The sequence below is a fragment of the Rhodobium orientis genome, from assembly GCF_003258835.1.
In the GTDB taxonomy this organism is placed as follows: domain Bacteria; phylum Pseudomonadota; class Alphaproteobacteria; order Rhizobiales; family Rhodobiaceae; genus Rhodobium; species Rhodobium orientis.
In genome coordinates this window covers 1-12,318 of the sequence record NZ_NPEV01000039.1, presented here as the reverse complement: position 1 = coordinate 12,318, position 12,318 = coordinate 1, and the positions used below count along the sequence as shown (strand labels likewise).

9 protein-coding genes are annotated in these 12,318 nt (G+C 65.8%); 4 read left to right on the top strand and 5 right to left on the bottom strand.

Translation table 11 applies throughout. The annotated features are described in order from the left end of the window. Positions 1 to 45 precede the first annotated feature (45 nt). A complete protein-coding gene (locus tag CH339_RS16355) occupies positions 46 to 3,645 on the bottom strand; it encodes a class I SAM-dependent DNA methyltransferase (protein ID WP_111435443.1) in 3,600 nt (1,199 codons plus the stop codon). 56 nt (positions 3,646 to 3,701) lie between these two features. Continuing rightward, positions 3,702 to 4,646 carry an ornithine cyclodeaminase family protein gene (locus CH339_RS16350; RefSeq protein ID WP_111435442.1) on the bottom strand — a complete coding sequence of 315 codons (945 nt, stop codon included), beginning with the start codon at positions 4,644 to 4,646 and terminating at the stop codon, positions 3,702 to 3,704. Positions 4,647 to 4,765: 119 nt separating this feature from the next. Between CH339_RS16350 and CH339_RS16345 the strand changes: the two genes are divergently transcribed. The 3 genes from CH339_RS16345 (at position 4,766) to CH339_RS16335 (ending at position 9,367) form a co-directional block, all read left to right on the top strand. Beyond that, complete coding sequence (locus CH339_RS16345; RefSeq protein WP_244669139.1) at positions 4,766 to 6,214, top strand: cytochrome c family protein; 1,449 nt, start codon at positions 4,766 to 4,768, stop codon at positions 6,212 to 6,214. Then, the gene (locus CH339_RS16340) at positions 6,211 to 7,905 is read left to right on the top strand and encodes a CRTAC1 family protein (RefSeq protein WP_111435440.1); all 1,695 of its coding nucleotides are present in this window, start codon (positions 6,211 to 6,213) and stop codon (positions 7,903 to 7,905) included. The genes CH339_RS16345 and CH339_RS16340 overlap by 4 nt, the downstream gene beginning before the upstream one ends. Positions 7,906 to 8,194: 289 nt before the next feature. Beyond that, positions 8,195 to 9,367 (top strand): aromatic ring-hydroxylating oxygenase subunit alpha, encoded by a 1,173-nt coding sequence (locus CH339_RS16335; RefSeq protein ID WP_111435477.1) that lies wholly within the window; start codon positions 8,195 to 8,197, stop codon positions 9,365 to 9,367. A 14-nt stretch (positions 9,368 to 9,381) separates the two neighbouring features. Here the strand turns inward: CH339_RS16335 and CH339_RS16330 are convergent, their stop codons facing one another. Beyond that, on the bottom strand, positions 9,382 to 9,786 hold the full coding sequence (locus tag CH339_RS16330; protein WP_111435439.1) for a rhodanese-like domain-containing protein: 405 nt from the start codon (positions 9,784 to 9,786) through the stop codon (positions 9,382 to 9,384). Positions 9,787 to 10,170: 384 nt separating this feature from the next. Here CH339_RS16330 and mepA point away from each other — a divergent pair, with 384 nt between their 5' ends. Beyond that, positions 10,171 to 11,247, top strand: a complete 1,077-nt coding sequence (gene mepA / locus CH339_RS16325; protein ID WP_111435438.1) for a penicillin-insensitive murein endopeptidase — start codon at positions 10,171 to 10,173, stop codon at positions 11,245 to 11,247. Between the two features lie 17 nt (positions 11,248 to 11,264). Here mepA and msrA read toward each other — a convergent pair whose 3' ends face one another. Both msrA and CH339_RS16315 read right to left on the bottom strand, forming a co-directional pair. Further along, positions 11,265 to 11,930 (bottom strand): peptide-methionine (S)-S-oxide reductase MsrA, encoded by a 666-nt coding sequence (msrA, locus tag CH339_RS16320; RefSeq protein WP_111435437.1) that lies wholly within the window; start codon positions 11,928 to 11,930, stop codon positions 11,265 to 11,267. A 41-nt stretch (positions 11,931 to 11,971) separates the two neighbouring features. Further along, the gene (locus CH339_RS16315) at positions 11,972 to 12,292 is read right to left on the bottom strand and encodes a hypothetical protein (protein ID WP_201241020.1); all 321 of its coding nucleotides are present in this window, start codon (positions 12,290 to 12,292) and stop codon (positions 11,972 to 11,974) included. Positions 12,293 to 12,318: the final 26 nt, after the last annotated feature.

Sequence of the window (12,318 nt, the reverse complement as noted above, 5' to 3'; positions counted from 1 at the left end):
CAAAGTGGGAACCGGTTTTCGGATAAGAATTCGCTCTAAAAAACCCTATCGCGGCAGGAAATAGGCCGTGTCGCCGTCCAGGTCGCCGGTGCGCACCATGCCGGTGTCGAGCATGTGCTCCAGCACCTGTTCGACCCGGGAGAGCCGGTTGCGGCCGCCCTTGAACTGGGCCGAGATGTCGGCCGGGCGCGCCGGCGCCTGGGCCTTGGCGAGGACGTCGCGCAGCAGCCGGATCTGGTCGAGCCCGTCGGCCGGCCATTTCGGCTTTTCCGGCAGCAGGATCGGCGTCATGTCGGCGGCGATCTGCTCGCCCTCCTCGGGCCTTGCCACCTTGTGGCCGAGCTTCGGGATCTGGTAGTCGGGCCGCAGCCAGCGGACGAGCCCGCGCGCCTCTTCCGCCGCGCGCTCCCGGTTGAGCGCGACGAGCCGGGTCAACAGCTCCTCCTCGGCCGCTTCCTGGTCGGCCGTCTTGTGCGGGCTCGGCGTCGTCGCCCCCGGCTTTCCCACCAGTTTTTCGGCCAGGTCGTCCCAGCCATAGGCGGCAAAGGCCGCCCGGTCGATGTCGTCGTGGAGTTCCTTCAGGACGCCGACGAGCCCGGCCTCGTAGATGTCGCGCTCCTTGTCGGAGAGCGGCGGCACATCGCACCCGGCCTCCAGCTCGCGCACCCGCTCCAGCACATTGTAGAGCCCGGTCATGGTCAGGAACTCGTGCTCGGCCAGCCGTTCCTTGCGAAAGGCATCGAGCCGCTCGCCGAGATCGCCCAGGCGTTTTTTGAGCGCCGGATCGCTGTCGTCGGTGACGCAGGCCGGAAAGGGGAAGGGATTGAACGTGCTTTCATGCTGATATCGCGGATCATTGCCAACGCCTAACCAACCGCCAGTGGCCAAAGAAAAAACGGTGTGCAAGGAGCTCGATAGAACGGATACGCACCACGAGGCTTGGAGGCCAAGCATTACGACAGTGCTTTCGACAACAGTGTCGACGTCTACAAACAAGAAGTACCTGTGAGATGATTGGCGAACCGTTACGATGTATTTTTCGAGTTCTCGAATAGAATCTCTCTGGGCATCGTGCGGACGGCCGTACCACCACCATTTATTCCTCCTAAATCCGTCGTTATTATTTTCTCTTTCAGGCTTCACTTTCTCCAGTAATAATTGATATATGCCAGGGTTCTTGATTTCTATCTCACTTATATCTTCTGGATAGGTATCAATCGTAAATAATTCTCTCGACTTTCGCGCAATGTCGCGCCCGATAAGGTATTTTTTTACCCATCTAGGTGTTTTTATTCGCAAGCGATCTGCTTCATTTTTGCTGATAACAAAACCCTGACCATGTAGTTTGAATCCCATAAATGAAAGGTGTTCATTTGATTTGAGGCGGACGAGAGAAGAAAGATCTGGCCCAACAGCAATATTTGCTTGAATTTTCCCTTCCCGAGTTTCCAACCCGACCTTCGGCGTATCGCTATTCAACCCTTCTTCCGACACCACCTCGGCCAGCACGCCTTCGCTCTCGCCGGCTTCCGCCACCGTCATGGCGATGCGCACCGCGGCCTTGTCGCTCGCCTTCAGCCACGGGTGGTTCGGGATGGCAAAGACCAGGGACAGCGGGGTCTTGGCCGCCATGTGCCGCTCGATCACCCGGCGGGAAAAGGTCTGGGTGATGGAGTTGGTGGTGATGAAGCCGAAGCGGCGCAGGGGATTGGGGGATTTCTTCGTTCCCTTGCGGGTCAGGCGGGTCGCCGCCTCGTCCCAGAAATGCATGACGAAGTCGGCCCCGCCCGGCATCTGCGGGCGCGCCTTCCAGCACGCCTCGGCATAGCCGTCGCCGAGTTCGGCCCGCATGTCCTTGCCGCCGATGAAGGGCGGGTTGCCGACGATGAACTCCGCCTCCGGCCAGGGCGCCGGGCGCGGGTTGACGTAAGCGTAAACCGGCACGGTCGCCGCCGGATCGGGCACCTCCTCGCCGGTGATCGGATGCGGCTTCTTCGTCACCCCGTCCCAGCGCGCCAGTGGCGTGCCGTCCTCGCCGCGCACCAGCTCCCTGGCGTCATAGGCAAGGATCGCGTCCTGCTCGCGGATCGTGCCATAGGCATGCAGGATCGGCTCGGTGATGGCGCCCGGCCCGCCGGTCTTCAACTGCCATTTCAGATAGCCGATCCACAGCACGAGATCGGCGATCGGCACCGCGCGGGGATTGAGTTCCAGCCCGAAGAATTGGCGCGGCCCGACCGTCTCGCCCTCCATGGTGAAGCGGGCCTGGTCCTCGCCGAGGTCGTCGAGAGCCTCCAGCACCTCGCCCTCCAGCTTCTTCATCAGCTCCAGCGCGACATAGAGGAAGTTGCCAGTGCCGCAGGCCGGATCGAGCACCCTTGTGGTGCAGAGCGTGTGGTGGAATTGCTTGACGACCCGCAAGGCCTCGTCGTCCCTGCCGGCCTCGTGCAGGTCGCGGACGCGGACCTGGATCTCGTCCCAGTCCTTGCGTAGCGGCTCGATCAGGGTCGGGATGACCAACCGCTCCACATAGGCGCGCGGCGTATAGTGGGCGCCGAGCTTGGAGCGCTCGCGCGAATCGAGGGCGCGCTCCAGGAGCGTGCCGAAGATCGCTGGCTCCACATGCTTCCAGTTTCGTCCGGCAGCGGCATGGAGGTCGGCAATATCCTCCGCTTCCAGCGGCAGGGCCTTGCGCGACTTGAAGAGTGCGCCGTTGAAGCGCCTGACGGTGGCGTTCAGGTGCGGGGCATAGCCGCCTTCATCCATTACAGCCCACAGGCTTTCCAGCGCCGGCACGAAATGCTGCGGCGTCTCCTTCATCCGGCCCATCAGCTTTTCGAAACCATCGTCGGCCAGCAACTCGACATCCTCGGCGAACATCGTGAACAGGCACCGCATCAGGAATTCGGCGACGTCCTTGGGATCGTGCTTCTTTTCCAGCCGGCGGGCGATCTTGGCGAGCCGAGTTGCGACTTCGCGCGTGACCTCGGCAGATTCCTTCGCCGGATCGAGCGACAGCGGGTCGTTCCAGATCGCGGCGAGTTGGTCCTGGACCTTCTCGTCGAAGAGGTCGTCCATGGAAATGCGGTAGGACCGGCGGTCCGGGAAATGGGCGTAGTTCTTGCCCTGGCCGGAGAAGTCGGCAAACACCTCGATGACGTTGCCGACGTCGACCACCAGGAGGAACGGCGGATAGCCGTGCTCCACCGGCAGCGCGCGGGCATAGTCCTCGGCCTGCTTGCGCGCGGCAACCATGACCTTGTCCCAGCCGCGCGTGCCCCTCTTGGCATGGCCGGGTTTCTTCTGGCCCGCGTCCTCCGGAAGGAGGGCGAGCTGGTCGCCAGTAGCCTTTTTCGTGCGCTTGGCCGACTGCTTGGCCTCCAGCACGAAGCAGTCGCGCTTGTAGCAGTCGATGCGGCCGGCCGTGCGGCTGCCGTCCGGGTGCTTGAAGTCGACCCGGCGTTCGAAGACATAGTCGTTGAACTGGTTTTCCTCGCCCGCCATCTGCGGCCGTTCCAGCCCCAGCGCCTCGGCCAGCCCGACGACGAAGAGCTGGTAGTTGGCAAGCTCCGAGCCGCCCGAGGCCTTGGCCTCGGCAACGAAGGTCTCCAGTTTCGGTTGTGCGCGCGCGGCAGAATCCCCCATGGGCCGAAGCATAGGAAATGGCGTTTTTGCCGTCTACGGCCTTTGCGCCGCCCCGGCTATTGCGCCGCGCCCTTCACCGCCTTCACGATGTAGTCGGCCGTCATCAGGTCGAGATGGGCGCCGCCGCCGTTCTTGAAGACGGTTATCTCGTCGTCGCCCGTGCGGCCGGGGGCATTGCCGGCAATGAGGTCGTAGAAGTCGGCAAGGACGGCGGCCTCGGAAATCGCCCCGGCGGCGATCGGCATCATCAACTCGCCGATATGGTGGATGGTGGTCTCGCGGCTGTCGACGAAGAGGCGGCCCTCCGCGATCAGGGCATCGTCCGCCTCGCGCATGTCCGGCTTGAAGGCGCCGATGAGGTCGATATGGGTGCCGGGCGCGATCCAATCGCGTTGCAGGACCGGCGCGGTCGCCATCGTCGCCGTTGCGATGATGTCCGCTTCGGCTGCCGCTTCTGCAAGGTCCGGCGCGGCGGAAACCGCGATGGCATGGCCGGCGAACTCGGCCGCCAGGTCCTTGGCCTGCCCGCCCCGGCGCGCCCAGATCGCGATCCGCTCCAGCTTCGGGAAGATCGCCGAATAGGCATGGACCAGGCTGCGCGCCACGGTGCCGGCGCCGACGATCAGAAGCTCCTTGCTGTCCGGCCGCGCCAGGAGCTTAGCGCCGAGGACGGAATCGCCCGCGGTCTTGAATTCTGTGACGAGCCGGCTGTCGATGACCGCCTCGATCCGGCCCTCGCTCGGCTCATAGAAGAACATCGCCCCCTGCACCGTCGGCAGCCCGCGCGCCGGGTTCTCGCCGAAGACTGTGACCGCCTTGACCCCATAGCCGAGCCCCGGGACATAGGCCGCGCGGGTCAGCAACGTGCCGTCGGAGGGCCCCAGAAAAACGTCGCCGACCTCGGCCTTTGCCCGCAGATGCCCGGCCCGAAGGGCCTCCACCGCCCCCTCCCAGGAAAGCGCGTCATAGGTGTCCTCGTAGCTCAAAAAAGGTGGCGTCACGAAAATGTCTCCCGTTTTTTGAAATGAGTCCCGCAAGCTATTGCATGTTTGGGGCTGAGGGAAACCGCGCGCGCATCCGTGACTGGTGTCGCCCACAAACCTCGCTAGAATGCCGGGCAATGAGAAAAGATCAGGGGAACGCCATGGGGAGGATCGGGCGCTGCGTCCTTTTGGGCGTGGTCGCGGTGTGTCTGGCCGCCGCCCCGGTGCGCGCCGAAGAGCCGGTGTGGATCGAAAAGGCGATACCGGCCCATCTGGGGCTGGAAAGCGTTACGGGCGCGCTCGACGGGGATCGGCTGAAGACCGTCGTTAAGCACGGAAAGATCCTCTTTGAGGCGCGCTTCACGGTCCATGACGGGGCCGGGCGGCCCGCGGCCACCCAGGCGATCATCCCGACGAAGAAGAAGCGGCCGGTGCGCGAGACGTTCGCGCGCACCTTCGGGCCGGATGCCAATGCCTGCACCTCCTGCCACAACGTGCCAGAGGCTGGCGGGGCCGGCGATTTCACCGCCAATGTCTTCGTCTCCGAAGGTTTTGAGAGCGCCGACTTCGACAGCACGGCGCCGCAATTCTCCAATGAGCGGGGAACGCCGCATCTCTTCGGCTCGGGCCTTCTGGAACTGCTCGCCCGGGAGATGACGGCGGATCTGAAGGCCCAGCGCCACGCGGCGCTTCTTGCGGCGCGAAAGGCTGGTCAACCGGTGACCGTCGAGCTTGCCACCAAGGGGGTCGGTTTCGGCAGGCTGACGGCCTCTCCAGACGGCGCGGTCGACGTTTCCGGCTTCGACGGCGTTGACACCGACCTCGTCATCCGCCCGTTCAGCCAGAAGGGCGTCTTTGCCTCGCTCCGCCAGTTCACCATCAACGCCCTCAACCAGCACCACGGCATCCAGCCCGACGAGCGCTTCGGCACCCGCTGGACCGGCACGGAGGATTTCGACGAAGACGGGGTGATGAGTGAGATGAGCGCCGGCGACGTCTCGGCCGTCGTCGCCTTCCAGGCGACCCTGCCGCCGCCGGAGCAAAAGACGCCGGAAAACCCGGCCTGGAAGGACGCGGCAAAAACGGGAGAAAAATTCTTTGCCGATATCGGCTGCGCGGAATGCCACCGGCCGACCCTGCCGCTCAACAGCCTCGTCTTTGCCGATCCGGGACCGAACGATACAGCCGGCACCTTACGTCAAGGAGATGTCGCGGCGCCCGGCGCTATCGACCTCTCCGAAATGCCCTTCGCCAGGCACCTGACGCGAGACGAGAGCGGCGCGTGGCTGATCCCGGTGTTCGGCGACCTGAAGCGCCACCGCATCGCCGACAACCAGGTCGACCATTTCGGCAACGAGATCCTGGCCCAGCGCTTCGTCGAGGCGGACGTCTTCCTGACCGCCGAACTCTGGGGCATCGCCGACACCGCGCCCTATGGCCACCGCGGCGACCTGACGACGCTCGACGCAACCATCCGCGCCCATGGCGGCGCCGGGCGCGCGTCCCGCGATGCGTATGTGGCGGCGAACGACGAAGAGCGGGGAAGCCTGATTGCGTTTCTGAAGACGCTGGGGATCGCCCGATGAGCCGTTTCATACGCCTTGCTCTTGCGGCGACGTTCGCGGCCCTCGCGGTCTCCGCGCCCCGCGCCGGCGAGCAAGCGAAAATCACCGCCGACATCCCGGTGCTGCACGAAGAGGCCAAGGCCGCTGGCATCGACCACAGCTATTCTGGCCCCTGGGAATTCTTCGTCGGCGGCGGCGTCGCCAGCTTCGACTGCGATGGCGACCGCAAGCCCGAGCTGTTCTTCGCCGGCGGCAAGGAGCCGGCAAAACTCTATCGCAACCGCTCCCGGATCGGCGGCGAGCTTCGTTTCGAGCCGGTCAAACTCGACATCGGCGAGCGCACCCTGAAAAACGTCCTCGGCGCCTATCCGCTCGACATCGACGACGACGGACATATGGACCTCGCCGTCCTGCGGCTCGGCCGCAACGCGCTCCTGAAGGGCGGCCCGGACTGTTCGTTCTCGGTCGCCAACCGCGCCTGGGCCTTCGACGGCGGCCGCGCCTGGACGACGGCCTTTTCCGCCATCTGGGAGGCGGATCAAAAATTCCCGACGCTCGCCTTCGGCAATTATGTGGACCGCTCCGCGCCGGGCTCGCCCTGGGGCACCTGCCACGACAACGCGCTCATGCGCTCTCCTTCAGGTCCGCGCCCCGACTATGGCGATCCGCTGACGCTCAGTCCGGGCTATTGCGCGCTCTCCATGCTCTTTACGGACTGGAACCGCTCCGGGGAGCCGTCGCTCAGGGTCTCCAACGACCGGCAATATTACCGCGGCGGCGAGGAGCAGCTCTGGCACGTCCCGCCGGGCCGCCCGCCGACGCTCTACACCCGCTCCGACGGCTGGCAGACGCTGCGTATCTGGGGCATGGGCATCACCGAGGGCGACCTCGACGCCGACGGCTATCCGGAATACGCGCTGACCTCCATGGGCGACACCAAGATCCAGACGCTGGACCGGGAGGCCGAAGAGGATCGCCCCGTCTATCGCGACATCGCCTTTGAGCGCGGCGCCACCGCCCACCGGCCCTATGCGGGCGGCGACAGGCGCCCGTCCACCGGTTGGCATTCGGAGTTCGCCGACATCAACAATGACAGCCTCCTCGATCTCTTCATCGCCAAGGGAAACGTCGAGGCAATGCCCGATTTCGCCGCCACCGACCCGGACAATCTCTTGCTCGCCCGCTGGGACGACACCTTCGCCGAGGCGGGATCGGAAGCCGGCATCGCGCTGCCGAGGAAGGGCAGGGGCGCCGCCGTCATCGACCTCAATCTCGACGGGGCGCTCGACCTCGTCGTCGTCAACCGGAGCGCGCCGGTCAGCGTCTTCCGCAATTGCGGCGCCAGGGCCGGCGGCACCACCAGGCCGCTCGGCAACTGGCTGCACATCCAGCTCTCCCAAAAAGCGCCCAACCGCAACGGCATCGGCGCCATCCTCAACGTCAAGACCGGCAACCACTCCATGACCCGCAAGCTCGCCGTTGGCGGCGGCCATGCCTCCGGCAGCGCCGGCTGGGTCCATGTCGGCCTCGGCACGGCGGAGCGGGCGGAAGTGCGGGTGAAATGGCCCGACGGCTTCTGGAGCCACCCCTACCGGGTTTTTGCGAACCAGTTCGTGGTCGTTGCGCGCGACGCGGAAAAGGCGGCGTACTGGTACCCGCTGGACGACGAGGAACCAGTGGCGGCCGGCAGGGCTGCGTCGGTCAGAAGATAACTTTAACGTAAAAGGAAAGCCGTCGGGTGACGGCAATCGGATGCAGCCCTTGCGCCTCGATGCCGGCCCTCCCATGAGGGCGCATTCCGCTCCTGGCGCAATTAAGAGTCGTTCCCAATTCCGGCGCGTCCCAACGCGGACCGGCTGTCAAAGTTGACGTCTTCTATCCGTTGGAGCGCCCGCCGTTCCGGTCGCATCGGAACGGCGCTCCAGTTGCTCGTTCGAGCATCGGACCTGAAACCGGTTCCCGCTCTTGGGTCCGATGCTCTGCCGCGTGGGGGAGACGCCGATGACCGCGCTTCTGCTGGATGCCGATAGTCGCACCGGGCTCGATGCCGTGCGCCGGCCGATCGAGACCGCCGCCGGCCTTGCCAACGGCTTCTATACGGACCCTTGCTGGTTCGAGGCGGAAAAGCGCACGGTCTTTACCGACAACTGGACGGCCATTGCCTTCGATCACGACGTGGCGGAACCGGGCATGGCGGTGCCGGTCCGGTTCCTCGGCGAGCCGCTGCTCCTGGTGCGCGACCGGCAGGGCACGCTCCGCGTCTTTTTCAATGTCTGCCGCCACCGCGGCATGGTCCTCATAGAGGCGCCGACGCGGCTCGGATCGGTGATCCGCTGTCCCTACCACGCCTGGTGCTACAATCAGGACGGAACCTTGCGCGGCACGCCCCATATCGGCGGGCCGGGCTGCAACAAACATGAGGCCGTCGATCCGGCAACGCTCGGCCTCATCGAGGTGCGCTCGCACGTCTTCCTCGGCGTCGTCTTCGTCGATTTTTCCGGCAAGGCTGCGGCTTTCGAGGAGGCGAACGACGCGCTCCTTCGGCGCTGGTCCGAATTCGCCGGCCGGCCGCTCTTTTCCGGCGGTGCGTCGGCGTCGTTCTCGCTCGACCTTGCCGCCAACTGGAAGCTCGCCGTGGAGAATTACTGCGAGAGCTACCACCTGCCCTTCGTCCATCCCGGGCTCAACAGCTATTCGCGGCTGGAAGACCACTACAACATCGTCGAGCCGGGCCGGTTCTCCGGCCAGGGCACCCTGGTCTACGCACCGCAACTGGACGCCGGCGGGCGCCGCTTCTCAGACTTTCCGGGATTGTCGGAGACGTGGGCGACGGCGGCGGAATATGTGGCGCTCTATCCGAACGTCCTCCTTGGCGTCCACCGCGACCACGTCTTTGCCATCCTGCTGGAGCCGGTCGCGCCCGACCGTACCGTCGAGCGCGTCGAAATCTTCTATGCGGATGCGGCGATGACGGGCCCGGACCGGGCCGCCATGCGACAGGCCCACGGCGCCATGTGGCGCGAGGTTTTTGCCGAAGACATCTTTGTCGTGGAAGGCATGCAGAAAGGTCGCTCGGCGCGCGGCTTCGATGGCGGCCGGTTCTCGCCAGTCATGGACACGGCGACCCACGGCTTTCACGCCTTCGTTGCCGAGGCGCTTTGCGACGCTGCCTGACCGCGCGGGACCGGTTACGCCGGGCGTTCGGTGGGCAGGCCGCGGCCGAGCCAGCCGGGTCCGGAGAACGAGCCCATCATGCCCTCGTTGACGTCGTAGATGTTGTGGAAGCCAAGGCGCCGCATCTCGCCGGCAAGCCAGGACGAGCGGTTGCCGGTGGCGCAGATCACCGCGATCGCCTTCGACTTGTCCTCGCCGACAAGGTCGAGGACCTTCTGCAGGAAGGACGGATCCTGGAGCGAGATCGCTTCGGCAGCGTCGCCGACGCCGGTGCGCTGCCATTCCATGGGCGTGCGGATGTCGACGAGGAGGAGCCGGCCGGCCAAGGCTTCCTCGCGCGCGGTCGCGGCGTCGACAATGCCGTTCTCGCCAAGTTCGCCGGTGGGGGAGGACGGGGCTCTCGGGGTCATCTGATCCATGGGGTCGGGTCCGGTTCGCTGCGTGTTGACAAGATGTCGCAGGGCAAAAGTTAGGGCGGATGCGGGTTTTTGACAACGCACATGTATATAAGAATTTTATAATATAATGCAACCTTTCCGAATCTCCCCGCCAGACCATCGCGCTAAACGGTATCTGCGGTTGACATTTCGCAGTCCGTACACGCGACAATCGCGACCGTGTCGGTCCGTTCCGGGAGGATGGCCCGGTTGTGCCTTCTCCTCGCCACGCGGGACGGCTAGCCTTTGAGTCGGCCTCGGGAACGCCGCCGGGCGGCATCTCCGGCAGGGTTAACGGCCGGTAAACCGAAAACCGCAGAGGATGGGCGGATGCGCTTTTGTCCAAGAGCCGACCGAGGAGCCGAGATGACCAGCCGGACCGTCCTTTTGCATATCCGCCCGGCGCTGGCCGTTCTGGCGCTGGCCGTGCTGGCGCCAGCCGCTCTGGCCGCCGGACCCGAAACCACCCTGCCGCAGCCGAAGCCGAAACTGGACCGAACGGACCTCAGCGCCACGATCGCCGACGACGATGCGCCGATCCCCCGTCCGGCGCCGACCGACCGGCCGCAGCGGACGGCGTCGCTGGTGCCGCAGAGCGTCGATCCCAACGCCCCGGCAAAGCAAGTCTTCGGTCGCCAGCAGACGCCGGCACCGCTGAAGCCGCGGGCCATCGGCTTTTATTCCAAGGGCTGCCTTGCCGGCGCCAGGCCGCTTCCCGTCACCGGCCGGACCTGGCAGGTCATGCGGCTGTCGCGCAATCGCAACTGGGGCCACCCGGAACTCATCGACTATCTGGAGGACCTTGCCGGCGATGCCCCGAAGCTCGGCTGGAACGGGCTCCTCATCGGCGACCTGGCGCAGCCGCGAGGCGGGCCGATGCTGACCGGCCATGCCAGCCACCAGATCGGGCTCGATGCCGACATCTGGCTGACGCCGATGCCGGGCCGAACCCTGAGCGCCCAAGAGCGGGAAAAGATGGCGGCGACCTCCATGCTCGGGCCGAGGATGGCGCGCATCGAAATCCCGGAGGGCGGCCGGGTCGACAGATCCATCTGGACCGACGCCCACGCGCGCCTCATCAAGCGCGCGGCCGGCGACCGGCGGGTGGCGCGGATCTTCGTTCATCCGGGGATCAAGAAGAAACTCTGCGACTGGGCGACCGGCGACCGCTCCTGGCTGCGCAAGGTGCGGCCCTGGTACGGCCACCACTACCATTTCCACGTCCGGCTTTCCTGCCCGCGCGGCAGTTCCGGCTGCAAGGACCAGAGTGCGCCGCCCGCCGGCGACGGCTGCGGCAAGCCGCTCTCCTGGTGGCTGTCGGATGCGCCCTATGCCAAGCGGCGGGCGCGAATCGCCGCGGCGAAAAAGGGCGCAAAGACCTGGAAGCCGATGGCCGTGCGCCAGCTTCCGGCAGCCTGCAGTCAGGTGCTCGTCGCGCGCTGACGGCCCCCGCCATTGACCTATTGCGCGGAAACGCCCGCTCCGGCCGGACAGGTGACGCCGGTGCCGCCGAGGCCGCAATAGCCGCTCGGATTCTTGGCGAGATATTGCTGGTGGTAGTCCTCGGCGAAATAGAAGGGCTGGGGTCCGCGGATTTCCGTCGTGATCTCGCCCTTGCCGGCTGCCGTCAGCGCCGCGTTGTAGGCATCGCGGGAGGCCTCGGCCGCCGCCTTTTGCGTCGCGTCGCCGGCATAGATCGCCGAGCGGTACTGGGTGCCGGTGTCGTTGCCCTGGCGCATGCCTTGCGTTGGGTCGTGGCCCTCCCAGAAGGCCTTCAGCACCCGATCGAGCGAGACCAGCTTCGGATCGAAGACGACGCGCACGACCTCGGCATGGCCGGTCATGCCGGAGCAGACCTCCTGGTAGGTCGGGTTCGGCGTATAGCCGCCGGCATAGCCGACCGCCGTCACATAGACCCCTTCCATCTGCCAGAACAGGCGTTCTGCCCCCCAGAAGCAGCCCATGCCGACGACGATCTCGGCAAAGCCGTCCGGCACCGGCGCATCGACCGGCACGCCGTTGACGGCATGCGGGCCGGGCGTGGCGATCGGCTGGTCGCGGCCGCGCAGCGCCTCGCTCTCGGGTGGCACGCGCATCTTGTGCTTGAGGACGTCGAACAGGAACATGGCTTTTCCTTTCCGGCCGGAGCGGCCACAGAAACGCCGGGTCAGGCCGGCAGCTTGTCGGCGGTGCGGGTCTTTGCCGTCGTCAGCCAGACGATGAGGAAGCCGAGGCCGCCGATCACCGCCCAGTTGGGCAGCATCAGGACCCATTGCAGCACCGGGTCCCAGAGATAGGGGCTGATATGGCGCTGGATGCCGGCCTGCAGGGCGTTGAGGCTGCCCGGGCTCAGCGCGAACCAGGTCTCGCCGAGCGGCGTGATCACCAGCGCATTGGCGGCGATCGACTTGGTGCCGTCGATGACGATGCCGACGATCGCCGCGGCGATCATCCAGTAGCCGAGCACCCTTGCCAGAAACACGAACACGTCTCGTCCCCTCCCGGCGCATGGCG